Genomic DNA, 20,329 nt, shown 5'->3' on the forward strand with positions numbered 1-20,329 from the left:
ATCACCCCGCTTGGTCATCGTCCCGTGCGGCGAACCACTGACGTGCGGCTTCCAGCCCGGCCTCGTTCACCTGCGGGCCGTCGATGCCCGTGAGGTCCCCGCGAGCGATCCGGCCGGCGAAGTAAGCGGCTTGGCCGGCCCAGCGGTAGTCCAGCAGGGGGTGGAGCGCTCGCTCGACCTCGTCGTGGGTCAGTGCGCCACCCGCCACGTAGGCGTCGATCAGTGACCGCATGGAATCCGGCCCGCGGTACATCACGAGCGCCGCCAGGTCGTACACCCGCGGCAACACACCGGCCCCGCTCCAGTCAATCATTCCGCAGACACCACTGACCGGGTCGAGGCGGAAGACGTCTGGAGCGGGGTCTCCGTGCACCGGCCCCCACGTCAACGACCGCAGGTCGAGTGCATCGAGCCGGGCCAAGACGTTGGTGATCACGGGCCTGAGCCAGGGCCGTACGTCCAGGTGCTCCGACGGGAGATACAGGCGGGTCGGGCGGGTGCCCTTGCCGTCCTGCGTGCCGAGCGCGCGATGGGCTCGGGCCAACGTGGAACCCATCAGGCCCAGTTCGGTGTGCGACTCGCCGGTCAACCCGCGACCTTCGACCCAGCGCAGCAGCGCCATCACCTGGCCGCCGAACGGCACGACCGACCGACCACGGGTCGTCGCCACGGGAGCCCCCGCAGGTATTCCGTCGCGGTCCAGCCGCTTCGCCAGCCCAAGTCCGAACACGAACGCGTCCTCGGCTTCCGGCGGGACCGCCTTCACCACCCAACGGGTGCCCCCTGAGCGGGCCTCCCACGTCAGGGAGTTCATTCCGCCTTCGAGGAGGGTGACTTCAGCCGCGTGAAGTGCCCAGTGGTCCGCAAGCAGCTGGGCAACCGTCTGCGGATTGTGGGGCGTGGGCTCTGCTTGGGTGGGGTGATCGGGCGAGGCACAACGGTCAGCCATCGTGGCAATCCTCCACACGGAACTCGGGCCCCCAGAGTAGGCCGCAGCGCTCACCAACTCACGTCATTTAAAGGACTGTTGATCTCCTGATGCGATGGGTACACCTTGGGGCGATCCGCTACCACCGTCGCGCCGTTCTCGTGGACTGTCCGTTTTGATCACCTGGTGTCCGAGGCGGCCCAGGATGCAACGGGTGACTGGCGGATGCGTCTGTGGAAATGGGCGGCAGGGCCCCCTGGTACGCGGTACGGTGCGCCGATGTCAGAGATCAAGAAGTTCCAAGTCACTTTTGACTGCGCGGAACCTGAGCGCCTCGCTCGCTTCTGGTGTGAAGTGTTGGGGTACGTCATTCCGCCGCCCCCGGAGGGGTTCACCACCTGGGACGATTTCAACCGCACCCTGCCTCCTGAGAAGCAGGGATCATCGTTCGCCTGCGGTGATCCCTCAGGCGTGGGCCCGCGCCTGTACTTCCAACGTGTCCCCGAAGGCAAGATCGTTAAGAATCGGGTGCATCTCGACGTCCGGGTCGGCACCGGGCTCGTGGGGGATGAGCGCCTCGCCACGCTCGAAGCCGAGTGCGCACGACTGGTCGCGCTCGGTGCGACCCACGTGCAAACGCTGTACGCCGATGAGGAAAACGAGTCGTGCATCCCGATGCTGGACATCGAGGGCAACGAGTTCTGCATCGACTGAACATTCTCCGATCCAAGGAGGTGGGGAGCCACCTCCTTGGATCTCCCTGGGCTCGTATGGGGCGGGAGTTACCCCTTTCGGAACCCCTTTCGGAACCCCTTTCGGAACCGCTTGCGGGCCGGAGCGCGAGCAGAGGTCCGAGGTGATCGATGATGCGGTCGGCCGCGGACTTCGAGACGCCGAAGAGCGGAGCGAGCTGGTGCGGCGTCAGGTTGGGACGCGAGTAGGCGGCGACCAGCAGGACTCGGTCTTCCAGCGGCAGGCTCCATGGTCGGCCCCGCCGTACTGCGCCCCCTCCTTCGCACCGAAGCATGGTCACCAACTTGTCGAAACAGCGCGCACTCAGCCCGGTGAACAGCCATATCCAAGAAGGTTCCGATGCCGTGGTCACTCCAGCCACGCCGTGATCATCCCATTCCCGGCCCGACTGGGCCGGAACATGCGTCAGACCTCCGGGATGAAGGCCGGGTCGATGCCCAAAGCGGTGATTCCCTCGCACACGGAGCTGTCGAACTGCTGGATCTCCGCCACAAGAGTGGCCCAGGCCACGGGTGAAGACCAGGAATCTGGCGTGTAGATGGAGCCAACCCGCCAGCCCTCGCCTGAGCACACGATGCGGATCAGCCCCTCCTCCGCCTGCATCGAGTCGAGTTGGAAGTCCTCCTGGCCTGCGTTCGAAGACTGGAGCCAGAGCGCCAGATGGTAGGCCAGTTCGGCCACGGGGAACGCCTCCTCGGACCACACCATCTGCCCCTCTTCCCAGATGGACAGCTCTGCCTCGATGTCGAGGAGAAGCACCGCCAGGGGAACTTCCTGCGGGGTGAGACCGCGTCGCGGTAGGTCCGACAGTCCAAATTTTCGGCAGCCAAACCGCACTGCTTGGCCTCCATCAGATTTGAGGCCCACTACGCGTTCAGGCCACTCAAATATGGGCAATTTTACCAAGGTGTACCAGGCGCCCCACTCAGCCCCCCTTAACGGGCCACCCCTTGGCGACGAAAAATGGCCAGGCCGTCCGCATCTTCCAACTTCCCGCAAGTGAGCGTGACGGACACCAGTAGGATGCCACCCAAATCACCCAAGCATCGAGGATTTCTACGTGCGCTCATCATTCTCGACTTTATCTATTTCCCTTACGGGCGGTTTGCTGGTTGGAATATCCGGTCCGGTCCTCGAAAAGTCGGGCGGGCCGGTAGGTCATGCCGCAAGCGTGATCCTGGTCGCGGGCTGGATATACGCGCTGCTGGGGTTCTCGTCCGGGCTTCTAGCCAAGACCAAGGTGCAAGCCGTCGCCCTGTCCATAGTTTCACTGTGGGTGACAGTTTCAGCTTACTATCTAACGAAGGCCGCTCAAGGTGACTTTACGCAAGCCAGTTATGTAGAACCGACTGGACCTACCGTTTTCGCCTGGAGCGATTTTCTCTCCATGCTCGCCGTGTGGTTCTTCTTCGCTCTCCTCCTCGGATCTCTTTGCGGAATAGCCGGGTACTTCGCACGTACCGGCCCGTACCGGCTCCCTTTCAGGATCCTGGTTCCAGCGGTGGCTCTCGTGGAAACTTCCGTGCGGCTGTCAGCAGAGGCAGACGTCCAGGAGACGCTGGTGGGAGCGACCTGGAGTGTCACACGCATTCTGGCGGTAGCAGCGATCCTGCTTCTCGTTGGCGTCTCGGCGTTGGAGGCCCGGAAGCGACGGTCCGCCGAGCGAGCGTGATCGTGCTCGTGCTCGTGCTCGTGCTCGTGCTCGTGCTCGTGCTCGTGCTCGTGCTCGTGCTCGTCTGAACTCAAGACCCATCTCACCGCCGACGGAAACTACCGCCCGCCGCGCTTCGTACTCGCAGCGGACAAGCGAGAGACGCACCACGAGCCAACGGCCTGCGATCCATCCGACCAGGCATTTGCGTCTCGTCTGTGCCCCCGTTCCCGCGGGGTGTCCGTCATGCCGTGCAACGAAGATCGCGACCTGCACTGCACGCACCTCGCGCACGAGGACGGCGACACGCTGAGCACGTGCTTCACCGAGAAGGACCACATCGCCTCGCACGGGGAGCAGCGACGGCCCTGCCGGGCTGCCTCTTTCGTCGCCGACCAGTACCTTCTGAGCAACCGTCCCTCTCCCTTAGGGGGTTGCCGTGGCCGTTGCACCTGCCGTTGTCGCGCTCTCAGCCGTCCTGTTCGCCCTGCCCCCGCTCGGCAGCGGTCCGCCGCTGCCGGACCGGCTGGCCGAGACCGGCGGGGGCAGCCAGCTGATCACCGCCGTCGCACCCCGCACCGATGCCACGACAGGGGCCCTGACCTGGTGGGACCGGCGGGGCGGAAAGTGGGTCATGGTCGGCAGCGCGCCCGCCCGTTTCGGGGCGAAGGGTCTCGTGGAGGGCAGCAAGCGCGTTCAGGGCACCGACACCACCCCGACCGGGGTGTACGACCTTCCCTACGGCTTCGGGATCAAGGCCGCGCCAAACGGGACCTCGGTGTCGTACCGCCGGGTGAACCGGAACTCCTGGTGGTGCCAGGACGAGCACTCGCGCGCCTACAACCGCTGGGCCGAGCCGCTGCCCGCCGACTGTCGCGCCGCCGAGGCCGAGCACCTCGCCGACTACGGCACCCAGTACGCGCACGCGCTCGTCATCGGCTTCAACTACGAGAAGCCGGTTCGCGGCCGGGGCGCGGGCATCTTTCTGCACGTCAACGGGCGTGCGGCGACGGCCGGATGTGTCTCCGCTCCCGCGGACGCCGTGCGCCGGATCCTGGCCTGGGTCGAGCCCCGGCAGCGGCCGCACATCGCGATCGGGACCACCTCCGGGCCCACCGCGATCACTCGCTATTAGGGTGCGTCGCGGAAGAGGGTCTCTGGGTGGTTGAGTGATCTTGAGCCGTGGTCGGGGTGGGTAGGTCGCGACGCGGACGGGGTGGGTAGGTCTCGCCGTAGCAGAGAAGCGCAGGGCCGTTCGGGGAACGGCCGCTCACCAACCTGCTCAGGCGCCGTCACGTCACCCTCCTCGGCTGCGTTCCGCACGCGGTGCGCGCGGTCACTTCGCGGCCCCGCCCCGTACCGACGTGCACCGACGTGCACCGACGTGCACCGACGACCAGGCCAGGCATCTCCTCCCCCACCTTCACAGGGGCCCCGACCCACACCGCCAGGCAACCGATCGGGAAAGCCAACCCCCACAGCCGCCAAAGCCGTTACGCGCCAACCTACTTGTCCTGGTGATGGCGTGTTCGACGTTCACGGGAAGCGGCAGCACCAGCTCAGAGGCGCCGTTGCTGGCCGGCGCCGGCCCCGTTGTTGGGCGGTGGCAGTTCAGGGGCATCAGGACGTCTGCGGTCGTCGGAGTCCCTGGAGGAGGAGGGCGACCAGGCGTCGGGGGTCGTACCGGGGGTCGTTGTCGCGTCCGATGCAGAGGTTGCCGATGCCGCGCATCAGCTCGTAGGGCTGCACGCCGGGCCTGATGTCGTCTGACTCGACCGCGGCGTCGAGGAGTTGGGCGCACACGGGCAGCAGGCGGTCGAGGAAGTAGGCGTGCAGTGCGGCGAAGCGGTCGCTGTCGGACTGCAGGGCGTCGGCGAGGCCGTGCTTGGTGACGAGGAAGTCGACGAAGAGGTCGACCCATTGGTGCAGTGCGGCGAGTGGCGAGTCGGCGTCGGCGAGCAGCTTCGGGCCGGCTTCGGCGCATGCCTCGATCTGATGCTGGTACACGGCGGTGACGAGGTCCGCCCTGGTCGGGAAGTGGCGGTAGATCGTGGCCATCCCGACGCCCGCCCGGGCGGCGATCTGGCGGATCGGTGCGTCGACGCCGGCGGTGACGAAGACCGCGGCCGCGGCCGTGAGCACCGTCTCCCGGTTGCGCTGGGCGTCGGCCCGCTTGCTCCGGGACGGCGGTTGCCCTACAGGGCCCTCGGCGGCCATCGCGTTCTCCTTCAACACCGATTGACAAAACGGAACAGCGCTCCGAATACTAAATGGAGCAGCGTTCCGTTTCAGCTTAACCGAAGCGGGACGCCCCTGACCCCGCCTTGCCTGCCCGCCGGCCGCAGGAGACCGCCGGGCGGCCGGCGCCACCGAAAGGGAACCCACACCATGAGCGCACCCACCACCACCGACGCCTTCGGCGCGCCCGTGCCGGTCCTGTCCTTCAGCCCCGTGGTCCTGCCCGTGCCCGGACGTCCCGTCGATCTGCAAGTACGCGTCTGCGCACCCGCGACCGGAACCGACCTCCCCGTCATCCTCCTCTCCCACGGCCACGGCCCCTCGAACAACCTCTCCTCACTCAACGGCTACGCGCCGCTCGCCAACTTCTGGGCGGCACACGGATTCGTCGTCGTCCAACCCACCCACCTCACCTCCCGCACCCTGACCCACCTGGTCGCCGACGCCCCCGGCGCGCCCGACTTCTGGCGCTCCCGCGCCGAGGACATGACCCACGTCCTCGACCGGCTCGACGTGATCGAGAACGCCGTGCCGCAGCTCGCCGGGCGGATCGACCATGCCAAGATCGCCCTCGCCGGGCACTCGCTCGGTGGCTTCACCGCCGCCCTCCTGCTCGGTGCCGGGCTCACCGACCCCGACACCGGCAACGTGGTGCACCTCGTCGAGCCGCGGATCAAGGCGGGCGTGCTGCTCGCCGCGCCCGGCAGAGGCGGCGACGTCTTCAACGGCCCCATGGCCGCGCAGTGGCCGATCGTCGGGGCCGTCGACTTCTCCACCATGACCGCACCCGCGCTGGTCGTCGCCGGCGACAAGGACGACTCCCGGCACTTCACGGACGTGGGGCCGGCCTGGCACAGCGACCCCTACACCCTCGCTCCCGGCCCCAAAACCCTGCTCACCCTCTTCGACGCGGAACACGGACTCGGCGGGATCGCCGGATACGACGCCGCCGAGACCACCGACGAGAACCCGGCGCGCGTCGCCGCCCTCGCCCAGCTCACCGCGGCCTACCTCCACTCCCAACTCCACCCCGATTCCCTTATCTGGCAGACCACTTGCGAGGAACTGACGAGCGGGCCCGACGCGGTAGGACACGTCGAGACCAAGTAGCTCCGCAGTCACGCCCCGCGTCGGACGGGCCGCGGCGCCGTCGTCCGATCTGCCGCGTCGGCCCACTCCCGCTCCGGATGCTGCCGGGCCTGCTGGCCCCGTTCCCAGGCGGCATCCGTGCGGCATCCGGAAGCGGTCAGTTTTCAAGAAGCGCCGGTCACCCGGCCGGCCCTAACGTCGACGGCATGAACTCCATCGACACCTTCATCTTGGAGGTGGCCGACCTCTCGGCCGCCACCCGCTTCTACTCCACCGTCCTCGGGCCCGACTCGCCACACCTGCACCTACGGGCAGCCGGGGACCCTACGACCGGCTTCCGCGGATTCGCACTGTCGCTGGTGGTGTCCCAGCCAGGCAACGTCGACGCCCTCGTCGACGCGGCGCTCGCCGCCGGGGCCACCGCGCTCAAGACCCCCTCGAAGTCACTGTGGGGCTACGGCGGCGTTGTCCAGGCACCGGACGGCACGATCCTGAAGATCGCGACGGCGGCGAAGAAGGACACCCACCCGGTCACCCGGGACGTCGACGAGTTCGTGCTCCTGCTGGGCGTCGACGACGTGAAGGCCACCAAGCAGTTCTACGCGGACCGGGGCCTGAGCGTGGGCAAGAGCTTCGGTAGCAAGTACGTCGAGTTCGCCAGCGCCCCCGGCCACGTCAAGCTCGCGCTGTACAAGCGCCGCGGTCTCGCCAAGGACGTGGGCGTCTCCGCCGAGGGCACCGGATCCCACCGCCTCGTGCTCTCCGGCGCCGCCAGTCCCTGCCGAGACCTGGACGACTTCGTCTGGGAAGCCAGCTCCCATACGCCACTGACCACTACGGCCTGACCGGAGCCAGTCACCTTTCCCAACCGTCGGTACGCCTCCCCGTGCGTCATGCGAGCTACGAGGCCGCTGGCCGAGGAGGTGGTCGGGGAGGTGGTCGGCGAGCACTCGGGCGGCGTGCTCGACCAGCCGCCTTTCGCTCGTGGCGCCTGCCGGGCGCCCGGCGCGGAGGCCGTGCCGTACATGCGGAGGTCGCGCGCCGCTCCGAGCGCGCCGACGGCTCGGCCCACGCCACCGTTCGCGCCCTGGAGCAGGGCGGTGTCGCCGGGGCGGAGGCGGCCGTGGGTGTCGAGTTACACGACATCTATTGGGAGGGCGAGGCCCCCAATGCCAGGCTCAACGGCTCGATGTCGTATCAATCAATGCCGTGTAATCTTTTAGATATGGATGCGATGGATGCGATGGATGCGGTGGAAGAGGTGCGTTATCTGGTGCTCGCCGCCCAGCGCGAGGGCAACCGGATGCTGGCGGCGGCCCTGCGACCACTGGGCGTGACGCCCGCCCAAGGTGAGGTGCTGCGGCTCCTGGCGGAGCGCCAGCCGCTCACCCTGTCCGGGCTCGGCGCGCTGCTGGTCTGCGAGAGCGGGGGCAACCCCAGTCGGCTGGTCGACCGCCTGGTGGCCGCCGGCCTGGTCCGCCGCGAGGAGGGCATCGAGGACCGGCGGCACGTACAGCTCACGCTCACCCCGGCCGGCCATCGCACGGCCCGCGGCGTCACAGAGGCCGAGGCGGAGCTGAACGCACGGATCGCCAAGGCCGCCGCCGGCCACGACCTCGACGCCGTCCGGGGTTTCCTGCGCGCCCTCGTCGCCAACCAGGGCGCGGGCCAGGCCCTGGCCCGTCGATCAGGCCGCGAGGAATAACGGACACGGAAGCCGGCGGCGGAAGCCGATCGGCGCAGGCCGGGGCCGCCGAGCCGCCGTACAGCAGCTTCACGACCGCGCCGGCCTCCGCATCCGCCACCGAGGTGAACGGCCGCGCGCGACGGGCTGCAGTGCGGGGCCGGGCCGCGGCGCGGCAGAGGACCGCGGGACCGGGCGACACCGGCGCGGTCCGGGAGGGCGAGCGTCAAAACCGTGGCGGCACGCCACGGCCGGCCGGCGACAAGCGGCCCGACTCCGACCCATCAGAGCGCTTTGTCTGCTTTGTGTAGATATTCTGTGGAACGTGACTGGGTCTGGGCGGCAGCGGCTCCTTCGATACGGCCGGTGGAGGCTCGTGCGGCTCTCGCCGGTCGTCCTCACCGTCGTCATCGCCAGCCTGGCCTACACCACTCCCCCGGAGATGGCCTTCAGCCGTCTTCTGCCCGCGGCGCCGGCCCTCGCCGCCGCCATGTGGCCGGTGCTGCCGACCGTCCTGCTGGGGACGGTCTGCCTCTTCCTGATGATCGGCCTCAGCATCGTGTTCCCCGGTCTGGGGACGTGGTGGACGGCCGGGGGGATCATCGCGGTCACCGTGGCGGCGGCGTACGGAAGCCACGTCCGGCTCCAGCGGGAGCGGACCCTCTTTCAGGTGCGGCTCGTCGCCGATGCGGCGCAGCAGGTGGTACTGAGCCCGATGCCGCGCCGCTTCGGGAACATCGAGATCGAGTCGCTGTACCTCGCAGCCGCGGCGGAGGCCCGTATCGGTGGGGACTTCTTCGAGGTGGTCGACACGCGATACGGGGTCAGGATGCTCATCGGCGACGTGCGGGGCAAGGGGCTGCCGGCCGTGGGGGCGGCCGCGGCGATCGTCAACTCCTTCCGGGAGGCGGCGTACGGCGAGGCCGACATGGTCAGCGTCGCGCGCCGCCTCGACGCCAGCTGCGCCCGCTACAACGCCGCCTTTCCCGCCGAGGGGCCGGTGGAGCGCTTCGCCACCGCCCTGCTCGCCGAGATGCCGCACCGAGGCGGGCGCATCGAGATCCTCAACTGCGGACACCCGCCGCCGCTGCTCCTGAACCACGGTGAACTCCGCGCCCTCGAACCCACCGCCCCCTCGCCGCTGCTCAACCTCGCGGAGCTGATCGGCGATCACTACACCATCGACGCCTTCGACTTCTCCCCCGGAGACCTGCTGCTCCTCTACACCGACGGGGTCACCGAGGCCCGCGCCCGCGACGGCGAGTTCTTCCCGCTGGCCGCCTGGATGCGCCGACAGCTGCCGAGGCCGCCCCACGAGCTGCTCACGGCTCTTCACCGCGACCTCCTCCGTTACAGCAAAGGACGCCTCGACGACGACATCGCCGCCCTCGCCGTGCGTCTGCGCGACCCCTCGGAGTAGGCCCGGGCCACGGCCAGCGGGCGGCCGGGCTGGGGTCGTCGGCTTCACGGACGAGGTGCTGCTGCCGGCCGACCGACGGGTCTCAGGGCGGCGCCGGGAATCGTGCAGACCTCGACGGAGTCGCGCCGGCGCCCCTGCGTTCCCTCAGGAGGCCCAGGGCAGCCGGACGGCTTCGATCTCCGCGTCATCGACCAGGGCGTCGATCAGCGCGGTGGGCCCGACGACCTTGGTGCCCCACAGGTCGTAGTCGGTGTAGACGATCCATGAGCGGTCCTCCGGCCACAGGTTGGAGGGGCTGAATTCCACCTCGTCGATGTCGTAGAGCGCCCGTGCGTCCCGCAGTCGTCCCGAGCGGACGTGCAGGTGGTCGAAATCCCCCATGACCAGTGGGTTGTAGTAGGCACAGCAGCGGGTGTCCGGGCCGGCCGGGCTGTGCTCCCGCAGGATCTCGATCAGCCGGTTCCAAGATTCCCGGTCCAGGCTGCCCTCCGTCGGCGGCTCGATGCCCACCGGCCAACTCCCGTCCTCCGTACGGCCGTCAGGGGCGCTGCGGAACGAAGGCCAGTGGCCCTCGCGGACAATCGGGTCGCCGGTGCGACGTGCGAGCTCCGCCCAACGCAGCCGTCGCCAACCGGGTCCCGGATGCTCCGCACGCCCCAGGTCCCCGCCCGTGACCGTTCCCACCTCGAAGTCGATGCCGCCGAAGGTGGCGGGTTCGATGCTGCCGTCCGCCAGCCTGGCCTGGTGGACCTCATGGTGGGACACCGTTCCCGGCCCCTGCTCGTGCTCGTACATCGCGTTCAACACCCAGGCCGCGTCCGGCATGCCAGGCGGAGGGAACCCGGTGATGCCGTCCTCCTCGCACAGTTCGACGAGCCAGTCGGTCTCGGCGGAGGGCACGATCTGCCACAGGGCGGATATCTCGGACATGCGCCACATCATCTCATCCGGTTACCCCGCTGCCACGACCAGCCGCAGTTGCTCGTCCCCGCCGGTCAGAGAATCGCGATGCCCAAGGGGCGGTCGCCCGCGGTGAGGCGCCGGACGGTGCCGGAGTCCACGTCGACGACGGAGATGCCGTCCCAGTAGCCGTCGCGGGTGAAGCCGCCTGTGACGTAGGCGGTTCGGCCGTCGGGCGAGACCGCGACGTCCTCGTGGGGACCGTCCAGCGGGATCACCTTCTCCTGCCCCTGCGGGGTGCGCACGGTCAGCGACGGGCCCTTGTCCCGGGAGGGGTCGATGGGGCCGGTGCCGACGGCGAACAGCGTGCCGTCGGCGGTGATCGTGACGCCGTGCTGGTGGGTGTCGGCGGTCATCCGCTCGATGCGCGTGCGGCCCGTCTCCGAGTCGACCACGGCCAGCCGCTCCCCTTCGAACGGCAGCAGCAACTTGCCGTCCGACGGGCGTACGGCGGTGTAGTGCGGCTTGAGCCAGGATCCCAGGCCGCCTTCGGTGCCGTAGGGGGCGACCTCGATGCGCCGGGTGCGCAGGGAGCCCGGGATCACCACGGTGACGTCGAAGGAGTCGTGATCCGTGGCGTACACCTCGTGCCCGTCGCGTGCGACGTCCACGTCGAACGGTCGGCGGCCCACCTCGGCGACCCCGGTGACCTTCAGGCTGCGGGTGTCGATCGCCTCGACGGTGCCGTTGCCGCCGGGCCGGTTGACGCCGACGTACACATGACGGCCGTCAGGGGCGAGCGCGATGCCCATGCCGCCGCCGCGGTACTCGCCGTGCGTCGGCTCCCCGATGCCCTTCGTCTCATACGGGATGCGGGTGATCCGCTGGCGTTCGGCGGTGTCGACGACGGCGACGCCCTCGGCGGTGGCGACCCAGGCACGGCCGTCGTCGCCAACGGCCAGTCCGTAGGGAGCGGTGCCGACGTGTACGGAGTCGAAGGCGCCGCGGGCGGGATCGACGAACGTCACGGTGTCGGCGCCGAAGTCGGCGACGAGCACGGTGCCGTCGGGCGTCCGGCCGGCGGGCGCGGGGACCTTCTTCGCGGCGGCGGACGGCGCACCGTCGTGCGGTGCCGCGCCGTCCGCCCCACCGGCGGTGCACCCCGTGACGACGAACGCGAGGGCGGCGATGACGGCCGGGGCGCGGCCGGCCGACAGGGCCCGCCGCCGGGGCGCGGCCCGCGTCACCGGATGGCCTTGAGCAGGTCGGCGATCTCTGCGTACCCGTGACGCACGGCGTGCCTGAGGGCGGTGACGCCGTCTTTGTCGGGCAGGTTCAGGGTCGCGCCGGCGGTGATCAGCAGCTCGACGATCTCCTGGTGGGCGCAGCCGCCGTCGCCGAGGATCACGGCCTCCAACAGGGCGGTCCAGCCGAGCCGGTTCACGTGGTCGACGTCGATGTCGGTCTCGCGGAGCACGGCACGCACGTAGGCGACGTGACCGCGCTCGGCAGCCGGGATGAGGGACGTGCCGCCGAAGCGGTTGGTCACCGTCAGGTCGGGCCCGGCCGGGAGCAGGGCACGCATCATGGCGACGCTGCCGGTGACGCCGGTGACCAGCCACGGACTGTCGTCCCGGTCGTCCTGGGCGTTCGGGTCGGCGCCGGCGGCCACCAGCACCTCGGCCGCCGGCACGTGGTCGCCGAGCGCGGCCAGCAGCAGGGGCGTGCGGCGGTGTTCGTCACGGGTGTCCACCGCGGCACCTCCGTCGAGGGCGGCGCGCACGGCATCGGCGTCGCCGTGCCTGGCGGCCGCACTCAAGGCACGGTCGAGGTCAGTCATCGTGGTGCTCCTTGAACTCCAGGGGGTGCGGGTACGGGTGCGCAACACGGACAGCGTCGTCGCCGCCTTCGTTCGGACCGCGATCCCGATGCCCGCCCACAGCCCGCCCACAGCCCGGCGCGGATGCGGACGCGGATGCGGATGCGTATCCATCCTGGGCCGCGTCCGGCTGCGTGACGTCGTCGGACCGGCTCACCACGACGCGCGGATCGGTTGACACCGGTGTCAACCGATCGGTTGACACCGCCGTGGCGGCGTCTCCGACGGCCTCGGCGCCAGCTCCACGGCCCTCGACGAACGGGGTACCCCAGCAACCGTCGAGCAGGTCGGCGGCGGCCGGCCGGGAGGCAAGCCCAGTTGGGGCCCGCCCGCCCACGCCGCACTGCGACGCCTCACGGCGACGGTCGGCCAGTGAGCAAGCCTCCTCGCAGGGGAAGTGCCGCGTTCAGCGCACGGTGAGGACCAGCTTGCCCGTGGTGCGGCCGGTCTGCCCCAACACGTGGGCCCGGGCGCCTTCGGCGAGCGGGAAGGTGTCGGAGACATGGGCGCGGAGCCTGCCCCGGTCGACGAGTTCGGCGATGGCGCGCATTCCGGCCTGGTCGTGCTCGACGAGCAGGGTGACGGCGCGGACCTGTGCCTTCTCCGCAGTGGCCAGGGTGTCCTCGGCACCCGGTAGGAGGGAGACGAGGACACCGCCGGGGCGGAGCACCTGCACGGAACGGGTGGCGGTCTGTCCGCCGAGGGCGTCGAGGACGACGTCGTAGCGTTCCTCGGTGTCGGTGAAGTCCTCGGAGCGGTGGTCGATGCAGGCGTCCGCACCGAGTTCGCGCAGGAAGTCGTGCTTGGGGGCACTCGCCGTCCCGGTGACGTGCGCGCCGCGCTCCTTGGCGATCTGGACGGCGAGATGGCCGACGCCGCCGGCCGCGGCGTGGATCAGCACGCGCTGACCGGCCCGGAGTCCGGCGGTGTCGACGAGGGCCTGCCAGGCGGTGAGCGCGGCGAGCGGCAGAGCGGCCGCCTGGACGTGGTCGATCCCGGCCGGCTTGGCGGCGAAGGCGCGGGCGGGTCCGGTCACGTACTCGGCGTGCGAACCGGCCCCGTGCGGGTAGGGCAGCATGCCGAACACCTCGTCACCGGGCCGGAAGAGGGTGACCCCGTAGCCGGCCTCCACCACGGTGCCGGAGACGTCCCAGCCGAGGGTCAGCGGCGGGGACGGCAGGAAGATGCGCAGGGCGCGGTGCTTGAAGTCCGTGGGGTTGAGTCCGGCGGCGTGCACGGCGACGAGGATCTGGCCGGGGCCGGGCGCGGGCCGGGGAAGCTCGGTCAGCTGGAGGACTTCGGGGCCGCCGAGGGTCGTCTGGTGCAGGGCGTGCATCACGGGGGCGCCGTTCGGGGCGGCGTGGCCCGGAGATTCCGCGGAGTGAGGGGGGTTCGGCATGGCCGTCGCATCGGGCGTATTGAGGTCGTCGGGGCTGTGTGTCGAAGTCATGCCTCGATCTTGGCCGTACGGTCCGCCCCGGAGCGATGGCCAGAAGGTCAGCCTTCGATACATTCTTGCCATGCCCATCGATCCTGCCACCCGCCGCGTCCCCGGTGCCTGCGGCACTGCCGCCGCCCGTCCCACGTCCGCCGCGCCCACCCGGGCCGGTGACCTCGCCGACCGCGCGGCCGAGCCGGACCGTCGGACGCATCTGGTCCCGCGGCCCGGCGCCCACAAGGTCGTCGTCCTGGCCCTCGACGGCGTCTACCCCTTCGAACTCGGCATTCCGCACCGGGTCCTGGGGTCCGCCGGCGGCCGCTACGAGGTGCTGTCCGCGAGCGCGGACGGACGGGCCGTGCGCACCGACGCGGACCTGACCGTCACCCCCGGGCACGGACCCGAAGTCCTGGCCGAGGCGGACACCGTGGTCATCCCTCCGTACGCGGTCTCCCGGGACTCGGTCCTCGCCCCGGACCCGCGGGCGCTCGCGGCGCTGTCCCTCGTCCGCCCCGGCACCCGACTGGTGTCCATCTGCACCGGCGCCTTCCTGCTGGCCGCCGCCGGCCTCCTCGACGGGCGGCGGGCCACCACCCACTGGGCACTCGCCGACCACTTCCAGGAGTTGTTCCCCCGGGTCGAGCTCGATGCCGGTGTGCTCTTCGTCGACCACGGTGACGTGCTGACCTCGGCGGGGGCCGCGAGCGGCGTCGACGTCTGCCTGCACCTGGTCCGCAAGGACCACGGCAGCGAGGTGGCCAACCACGTCGCCCGGTGCTGCGTCGTGCCCCCGTACCGGGACGGCGGTCAGGCCCAGTACATCGAGCGGCCACTGCCGCCGGCGAGCGACACCGGCACCGGGCCGACCCGCGACTGGGCGCTGCAACGACTGGAACTACCCCTCACGCTGGGCGAGTTGGCCGCACAGGCTGCGATGAGCACCCGAACCTTCGCCCGGCGCTTCCGGGAGGAGACGGGGTTGAGCCCCGGCCGCTGGTTGACCCAGCAGCGGTTGCGGCGGGCGCGGCACCTGCTGGAGTCCAGCGACCTGTCCGTGGAACGGGTCGCCCACGAGGTCGGCTTCGCCACCGCCACCTCGCTGCGGCGCCACCTGGCGGCGGAGGCGGGCGTCGCCCCGTCGACGTACCGGCGCACCTTCCGCGCCTCGCCGCCGACCGCCGGCAGCGACGGGAAATCACCGGTCGGGGCGCGCGAATAGCACGAACGGGCCGCGCAGAGCGGGTGCTGCGGCACGGTGAGTTCGGGTGAGCCTCCGGTTCGGAGCTCTCGACGCCTCGGCGCGGGTCCGCGGCGGCATCCGACGCCCCGTCACCGGACCCGCCGCGGACGGTCGGGCCGTCGGACGGTCTCAGTTGGTGTAGACCTCGGCCCGGTCCACGCTCACGAAGGATCCGGTGGACGGTGCGCCGTGTTCCCCGGTGACCCGGACGCGCAGGGTGTGCTTGCCGGAGGGCAGCCGCGGGCTGAGGTACTGGAGCGTCTCGCCCGTCCGGGGCGAGGCGTAGAAGTCGACGCGCTTTTCGGGGCCGCCGTCGACGCTGAGGGCGGCGATGCCGTTGCCGGTGTCCTGTACGGACAGCAGCGCGATGCGGGTGCCGGTGAAGGTGAAGGTCGCGGTGTTGCCCGTCCGGTCGCTCCAGTGGTCGTCGCCCCAGAAGCACTGGGCCGCGCAGCCCTTGCCCGAGTTCCAGGCACCCTGGTAGGAGACCTGGCCGGGCCCGCTCGAACGGCCGTCGTCGTTGATCCAGTAGTTGCCGTTGCCCGGGTCGCCGGCAGGCAGGGCCTGCGAGGCGCCCGCGGCGAGCGGCCGGCCCAGGTCCGGGCTGCCGTCCGCACGCCAGCCGATCGGCTGGGCCCGGGTCGTGCGGTTGCCGTAGGTGTACGCCGAGGTCGACTTGGCGTGGTAGACGATCCAGTCCTGGGTGCCGTCGGGTGACCGGAAGAAGGCGTGGTGGCCGGGGCCGTACACCCCCTTGGCGTCGTTGCGGCCGAAGACCGGTCCGGGGTGCTGCTGCCAGTCGGCGGGCTTCAAGGGGTCGGCGTCGTCCGGCAGGGACAGCATCCACAGCTGGTAGTCGGGCTTGCCGGTGTCGCAGGTCGAGTACGTCAGCCAGGTACGGCCGTTGCGGTTGAGGAATTCGGGGGCCTCCCGGACTTCCGGGCAGCCCCCGTCGGCCTTGAGGGCCACCGCGTCCCCGGAGACGGTGTACGGGTTGGACATCGGGGCGATGTTCAGGCCGTTGTGCTGGTAGGGGTTGAGTCCCGAATAGGCCAGGTAGAGCTTGCCGTTGTGCTGGAAGACGCTCGGGTCGATGGCGAAGTCGTTGGCGTGGTTGGGCGGGGTCAGCTTCGCCTTGAAGTGGTACGGCCCGGCCGAGTCGTCGGCGTCCGACTCCAGGACGTACAGCCGGTGGTGGTCGTCCACGCCGTCGTCGGCCGTGTAGTACATGTACCAGCGGTTTCCGAAACGGTAGAACTCGGCCGCCCATATGTGCTGGTTGCGTGTGCGATCGGTGTCCCGCCACACGGTGACCGGGTCCGCGTCGAGCAGTGTGCCGAGCGAGGGCGAACTCCACATCTTGATGCTGTCGTTCTGGGTGGTGGTGAGGTGGTAGGCCCCGTTCGCGTAGGTCAGGAAGGGGTCGGCACCCGTGTTCAGCGGGTTCCGGAACGTCCCCGCGGCCTGGACCGCCGGCACCGACCCGTGCCCCGCCTTGGTCCCCACTTCCGCCTCCGGTTGCGCCTGCGGTCTGCCCACCACCTGGTCCTGTGCGGCGCAAACCAGACCGATGATCAAGGTGAGCAGCGATGCGAACAGGGCGATCTTCGACTGACGAGACATCAGCGACACTTCCTTACCGTGGCGCAATTGCTGGGCATCGGGCTCGCATCCGGACGGATGTCGCCCTACGGAGTCTGGCGCGGTGGGCGGCCGTACGACACCCACCCTCCCCCACCCGCCTGCCACGCCACTAACACCCCACTAACATCCCCGGCAGCCGGTCTGACGGCCGCGCAGGATCACCGCTGCGCGGCGGCGCCCAGTTCGGGACGTGCCGCGGACGGTGGCGCCAGGCAGCGCAGGCGCGCCGGATCGGTGTGGGTCAGGGCCGCCGCCGGGTCCTGGTTCCAGCCGGCCCCGTACGCCTCGGCGAAGCCGTCGTCGCCGAGCGCGCGCCGGCTGCGGCTGCTCAGCGCGCGGACCTGCGGGTCGGTGCGGTCGTGGGCGCCCCGCAGACGGGCCGCCGCGCCGAGCAGGCCGGCCGCGTCCCGGTGTCGCCCGTAGAGCGCGGCGAGGCCGGCCACGGTCACCACCACCGTCGCGGCGAACGGCATGTCCCTGCTGTCGACCGCAGCCGCGTACGCCCGGTCCAGTGCCTCCTCGGCGCCCGGCCCGTCGCCGAGTGCGAGGCAGAGTGCGCCCCGTGCCGTGGCGACGAGGGCGCGCCCGTGGGGGCCGACGACCTGGAGCTGCTCGGACAGCGCGGCCTCGGCCAACTCGACCAGCTCGCGGGCCCGTTCCAGGTCGCCGGTCCGCACGCACAGACCGGCCTCCCGGGCGTCGAGCACGATCGCCAGCTCGGGCGAGGGCGAGCGCCGCGCGCGTTCGCGGGCCGCGGCGACCAGCCTCCCCGCTCGCGCGCCGTCGTCGAGCCGCTCGTGCACGTCGACGCGGCGCAGGTCGATGAAGACCTCGTCGTCGAGGCTGAGCGACCCGAACGTGCGGGCCAGGCGTTTGGCTTCGTTGAGGTCGGCCAGCGCGCCGTCGAGGTCCCCGTCGTACTGCCGCAGCAGCGCGCGCAGCGGCAGTGCCTTGGCCAGGGCCCAGCGGTCGCCCGCCCGGTCGAAGCATTCCAGGGCGGCGGGCACGTCGCTGCGTACCTGGTCGAGGTGGGCCTCGTTCTCGGCGAAGTGGGCCCGGAACATGCGGGCCAGCCCGGCCAGCCACGGGTCCGGCCCGTCGACCAGCCGCTGGAGGAACGTCGACGGTGCGTCGTCCGCGTCCAGGGCGGCCAGCCGGGTCGCGAGCAGGGCGCCGCCGACGCCCGGCAGCTCCGGGTGGTTGCGCAGGCGGCCGACGAGCGCGCGCAGTTCCTCGCCCCGTTCCTCGGACACGTCGACGACGAGCGTGCTCGGGGTGGCGAGGAAGTTGAGCAGCAGCATCCCCTCGGCGATGTCGCGCTCGACGCTCGGCTGCCCGACCGGCAACGCGACCGCCGCGCCGAGCCAGTAGGCGGCGTCGGCGTGCCGGCCGAGCATGCGCCAGCACCAGATGAGGTTCACCGCGAGCCCGGTCGCGCGGTCGGCGTCGCCGGTGTCGTGGAGGTGGCGGAGCGCGGCGAGCACGTTGTCGTACTCGGCGTGCAGGACGCGGAGCGCGTCGAGCTGTTCGGGGCCCCGCAGCAACGGGTCCTGGCGGGCGACGAGTTCGGCGAGATGGCGGGCGGCCAGGTCCCGTACGTCGGTCGGAGTGCCCTGTTCGGCCAGGCGCTCCAGGCCGTACTCGCGGATCGTCTCCAGCATCCGGTACCGGCCGGTGTCCGGCGCGAGGTGCAGCAACGACCGGTCGACCAGGTCCGCGAGCAGGTCCCGGACCTCGTCGGCGGGCACCGGGGTGCCGGCACAGACCGCGGTGGCCGACGCCGGCGTGACGCCACCGGGCAGCACCGCGATGCGCTCCGCGACCGTCCGTGCGTCGGCGCCGAGCAGGTCCCAGCTCCAGGCGATGACCGCGCGCAGCGTGCGGTGCCGCGGTGCGGCGGTCCGGCTGCCGGTGGTCAGCAGGCGGAACCGGTCGGACAGCCCGGCGGCCAGGTCGGACAGTGAGAGGGTCCGCAGGCGGGCCGCGGCCAACTCAAGTGCGAGCGGGAGCCCGTCCAGGCTGCGCACGACGCGCAGCACGTCGCCGAGGTTGCGCTCGTCGACGTCGAAGCCCGGCCGCACGGCCGCTGCCCGCTCGCTGAACAGCAGCACCGACGGCGACCGGCGGGCCCGTGGGACGTCCGTGTGCGGTGCGGGGAGGGCGAGCGGGCCGAGCAGGACGAGGCTCTCGCCGTCGATCGCCAACGGCTCGCGGCTGGTGGCCAGTACCCGCAGCCCGGCGCAGCGGGCCAGCAGCGCCGAGACCAGGTGCGCCACGGCGTTGATGAGGTGCTCGCAGTTGTCCACCACGAGCAGGCTCTCCCGGCCGCCCAACTGGTCGGCCAGTACGTCCAGTTCGCCCCTGACATCAGCGCGCAGCTTGGCCGAGGCTTCGAAGAGCGCTGAGCCGCGCAGCCCGATCGCGGCCAGCAGCGCCGTGCCGACCTTGGTGGGCTCGGTGACCGAGGCGAGGTCGATCATCCAGGCGCCGTCGCGGTACTCGGTCCGATGGCGGCGGGCGGCCTCGACGGCGAGCCGCGTCTTGCCCGCGCCGCCGGGACCGACCACGGTGACCAGGCGTCCGGCCGTCAGCAGCGTGCCGATCCGGGCGAGGTCGTCGTCGCGGCCGACGAAGCTGGTCAGCGGCGCGGGCAGGTTGCTCCGTCTGGTCGGCTCGGTGTCGGGGGCGGGCCGGTCGGTGCGCAGCAGGCGCAGGTGGCGTTCGCGCAGGGCGGTGCCCGGGTCGGTGCCGAGGTCGTCGGCCAGGGTTGCGCGGACCTGCTCGTACCGGGCGAGGGCCTCGGCCTGGCGGCCCTGGGCGGCGAGCGCGTCCATGAGCAGCGCGGCGGCGCGTTCGTGGACGGGGTGCTCGGTGAGGAGGGCGGTGAGGCGGACGGTGGCCGCGTCAGCGTGCCCCAGCGCCAGTTCGGCGTCGGCGAGGTCGGCGACGGCCTCGATCGAGGCGTGGGCCAGCCGGGTCGCGACGGCGGGCGCCGAGTCGGCGACGAGCGCGGGCTCGACGCCGGGACGGTCGCCCCACAGCGCCACGGCCTCCCCGAGCGCGGTCGCCGCGGAACGGGGTGCGCCGGCCCGCAGGTGGTGCCGGCCGTCCCCGGCGAGCTGTTCGAACCGCAACGCGTCCACGTCGGCGGCGTCCACGGCCAGCCGGTAGCCGCCGTCGCCCTGCGCGACGTCGCCGGCCGAGCCGAGGGTGCGGCGCAGCCGTGAGACGAGGGCCTGGAGGGCGTGGGCGGGGTCGGTCGGCGGGTCCGCGGCCCAGATCGCGTCGACCAGTGTTGCCCGTTCGACCACGCGCCCGCCGGCGAGCGCAAGCCGGGCGACCAGAGCCTGCAAGCGGGCGCCGGGAACGGGCAGGACGGTGTCACCGCGCGACGTCTCGAAGGCGCCGAGCAGCGTGACGCGAAGCCGCACACCCCCGTCCATCTCCCCATCTTCGCGCACGCCC

Annotated in this window: 17 protein-coding genes and 1 pseudogene; 8 read left to right on the top strand and 10 right to left on the bottom strand. The window is 71.1% G+C overall.

From position 1 onward, the window contains the following. Position 1: 1 nt before the first annotated feature. A complete protein-coding gene (locus tag ACLJT4_RS28155) occupies positions 2-949 on the bottom strand; it encodes a phosphotransferase enzyme family protein (RefSeq protein ID WP_411126379.1) in 948 nt (315 codons plus the stop codon). 258 nt (positions 950-1,207) lie between these two features. Between ACLJT4_RS28155 and ACLJT4_RS28160 the strand changes: the two genes are divergently transcribed. Next, a complete protein-coding gene (locus ACLJT4_RS28160) occupies positions 1,208-1,642 on the top strand; it encodes a VOC family protein (RefSeq protein WP_411126381.1) in 435 nt (144 codons plus the stop codon). Between the two features lie 115 nt (positions 1,643-1,757). Here ACLJT4_RS28160 and ACLJT4_RS28165 read toward each other — a convergent pair. Then, positions 1,758-2,042 (bottom strand): annotated as a pseudogene (locus tag ACLJT4_RS28165) (helix-turn-helix domain-containing protein); the annotation flags it as partial. A 44-nt stretch (positions 2,043-2,086) separates the two neighbouring features. Then, complete coding sequence (locus tag ACLJT4_RS28170; RefSeq protein WP_411126383.1) at positions 2,087-2,440, bottom strand: hypothetical protein; 354 nt, start codon at positions 2,438-2,440, stop codon at positions 2,087-2,089. Positions 2,441-2,852: 412 nt separating this feature from the next. On the opposite strand from ACLJT4_RS28170, the gene ACLJT4_RS28175 reads away from it, so the two are divergent. Further along, positions 2,853-3,353, top strand: coding sequence for a hypothetical protein (locus ACLJT4_RS28175; RefSeq protein ID WP_411126385.1), 501 nt, complete (start codon positions 2,853-2,855; stop codon positions 3,351-3,353). 457 nt (positions 3,354-3,810) lie between these two features. Next, positions 3,811-4,467, top strand: coding sequence for a L,D-transpeptidase family protein (locus tag ACLJT4_RS28180; RefSeq protein WP_411126587.1), 657 nt, complete (start codon positions 3,811-3,813; stop codon positions 4,465-4,467). A 485-nt stretch (positions 4,468-4,952) separates the two neighbouring features. Here ACLJT4_RS28180 and ACLJT4_RS28185 read toward each other — a convergent pair whose 3' ends face one another. Continuing rightward, entirely contained in the window at positions 4,953-5,549 is a 597-nt protein-coding gene (locus ACLJT4_RS28185; RefSeq protein ID WP_411126387.1) for a TetR/AcrR family transcriptional regulator, read from the bottom strand. A 171-nt stretch (positions 5,550-5,720) separates the two neighbouring features. Between ACLJT4_RS28185 and ACLJT4_RS28190 the strand changes: the two genes are divergently transcribed. The 4 genes from ACLJT4_RS28190 to ACLJT4_RS28205 all read left to right on the top strand — a co-directional run bounded on the left by ACLJT4_RS28190 (position 5,721) and on the right by ACLJT4_RS28205 (position 9,763). Further along, positions 5,721-6,680 carry an alpha/beta hydrolase family protein gene (locus ACLJT4_RS28190; RefSeq protein WP_411126389.1) on the top strand — a complete coding sequence of 320 codons (960 nt, stop codon included), beginning with the start codon at positions 5,721-5,723 and terminating at the stop codon, positions 6,678-6,680. A gap of 185 nt (positions 6,681-6,865) precedes the next feature. Beyond that, entirely contained in the window at positions 6,866-7,504 is a 639-nt protein-coding gene (locus ACLJT4_RS28195) for a glyoxalase (protein ID WP_411126391.1), read from the top strand. 380 nt (positions 7,505-7,884) lie between these two features. Further along, complete coding sequence (locus ACLJT4_RS28200) at positions 7,885-8,364, top strand: MarR family winged helix-turn-helix transcriptional regulator (protein WP_411126393.1); 480 nt, start codon at positions 7,885-7,887, stop codon at positions 8,362-8,364. 355 nt (positions 8,365-8,719) lie between these two features. Further along, a complete protein-coding gene (locus ACLJT4_RS28205; RefSeq protein ID WP_233659162.1) occupies positions 8,720-9,763 on the top strand; it encodes a PP2C family protein-serine/threonine phosphatase in 1,044 nt (347 codons plus the stop codon). A gap of 144 nt (positions 9,764-9,907) precedes the next feature. Here ACLJT4_RS28205 and ACLJT4_RS28210 read toward each other — a convergent pair whose 3' ends face one another. From ACLJT4_RS28210 to ACLJT4_RS28225, 4 genes are all read right to left on the bottom strand, one after another. Next, the gene (locus ACLJT4_RS28210) at positions 9,908-10,693 is read right to left on the bottom strand and encodes a hypothetical protein (protein WP_411126395.1); all 786 of its coding nucleotides are present in this window, start codon (positions 10,691-10,693) and stop codon (positions 9,908-9,910) included. Positions 10,694-10,758: 65 nt separating this feature from the next. After that, positions 10,759-11,910, bottom strand: a complete 1,152-nt coding sequence (locus ACLJT4_RS28215; protein ID WP_411126397.1) for a YncE family protein — start codon at positions 11,908-11,910, stop codon at positions 10,759-10,761. Next, positions 11,907-12,503 carry an ankyrin repeat domain-containing protein gene (locus ACLJT4_RS28220; protein WP_411126399.1) on the bottom strand — a complete coding sequence of 199 codons (597 nt, stop codon included), beginning with the start codon at positions 12,501-12,503 and terminating at the stop codon, positions 11,907-11,909. Before ACLJT4_RS28220 ends, ACLJT4_RS28215 begins: the two co-directional genes overlap by 4 nt. Before the next feature lie 445 nt (positions 12,504-12,948). Further along, positions 12,949-13,941: an NADP-dependent oxidoreductase gene (locus ACLJT4_RS28225; RefSeq protein ID WP_411126589.1), complete on the bottom strand. Its 993-nt coding sequence runs from the start codon at positions 13,939-13,941 to the stop codon at positions 12,949-12,951. Between the two features lie 121 nt (positions 13,942-14,062). Here ACLJT4_RS28225 and ACLJT4_RS28230 point away from each other — a divergent pair, with 121 nt between their 5' ends. Then, the gene (locus tag ACLJT4_RS28230) at positions 14,063-15,199 is read left to right on the top strand and encodes a GlxA family transcriptional regulator (protein WP_411126401.1); all 1,137 of its coding nucleotides are present in this window, start codon (positions 14,063-14,065) and stop codon (positions 15,197-15,199) included. 150 nt (positions 15,200-15,349) lie between these two features. Here the strand turns inward: ACLJT4_RS28230 and ACLJT4_RS28235 are convergent, their stop codons facing one another. Both ACLJT4_RS28235 and ACLJT4_RS28240 read right to left on the bottom strand, forming a co-directional pair. Then, complete coding sequence (locus tag ACLJT4_RS28235) at positions 15,350-16,843, bottom strand: family 43 glycosylhydrolase (protein WP_411126403.1); 1,494 nt, start codon at positions 16,841-16,843, stop codon at positions 15,350-15,352. A gap of 179 nt (positions 16,844-17,022) precedes the next feature. Beyond that, positions 17,023-20,325, bottom strand: coding sequence for a BTAD domain-containing putative transcriptional regulator (locus ACLJT4_RS28240; RefSeq protein WP_411126405.1), 3,303 nt, complete (start codon positions 20,323-20,325; stop codon positions 17,023-17,025). Positions 20,326-20,329 lie beyond the last annotated feature (4 nt).

Source organism: Streptomyces sp. x-19, from assembly GCF_046549115.1.
In the GTDB taxonomy this organism is placed as follows: domain Bacteria; phylum Actinomycetota; class Actinomycetes; order Streptomycetales; family Streptomycetaceae; genus Streptomyces; species Streptomyces albulus_C.

What these genes read in the sequence shown, in the direction of transcription:
- ACLJT4_RS28185 (WP_411126387.1), bottom strand. Translation starts at nt 5,549, where the DNA reads ATGGCCGCCGAGGGCCCTGTAGGGCAACCGCCGTCCCGGAGCAAGCGG.
- ACLJT4_RS28230 (WP_411126401.1), top strand. Translation starts at nt 14,063, where the DNA reads ATGCCCATCGATCCTGCCACCCGCCGCGTCCCCGGTGCCTGCGGCACT.
- ACLJT4_RS28195 (WP_411126391.1), top strand. Translation starts at nt 6,866, where the DNA reads ATGAACTCCATCGACACCTTCATCTTGGAGGTGGCCGACCTCTCGGCC.
- ACLJT4_RS28210 (WP_411126395.1), bottom strand. Translation starts at nt 10,693, where the DNA reads ATGTCCGAGATATCCGCCCTGTGGCAGATCGTGCCCTCCGCCGAGACC.
- ACLJT4_RS28160 (WP_411126381.1), top strand. Translation starts at nt 1,208, where the DNA reads ATGTCAGAGATCAAGAAGTTCCAAGTCACTTTTGACTGCGCGGAACCT.
- ACLJT4_RS28225 (WP_411126589.1), bottom strand. Translation starts at nt 13,941, where the DNA reads ATGCCGAACCCCCCTCACTCCGCGGAATCTCCGGGCCACGCCGCCCCG.
- ACLJT4_RS28155 (WP_411126379.1), bottom strand. Translation starts at nt 949, where the DNA reads ATGGCTGACCGTTGTGCCTCGCCCGATCACCCCACCCAAGCAGAGCCC.
- ACLJT4_RS28220 (WP_411126399.1), bottom strand. Translation starts at nt 12,503, where the DNA reads ATGACTGACCTCGACCGTGCCTTGAGTGCGGCCGCCAGGCACGGCGAC.
- ACLJT4_RS28190 (WP_411126389.1), top strand. Translation starts at nt 5,721, where the DNA reads ATGAGCGCACCCACCACCACCGACGCCTTCGGCGCGCCCGTGCCGGTC.
- ACLJT4_RS28235 (WP_411126403.1), bottom strand. Translation starts at nt 16,843, where the DNA reads ATGTCTCGTCAGTCGAAGATCGCCCTGTTCGCATCGCTGCTCACCTTG.
- ACLJT4_RS28200 (WP_411126393.1), top strand. Translation starts at nt 7,885, where the DNA reads ATGGATGCGATGGATGCGATGGATGCGGTGGAAGAGGTGCGTTATCTG.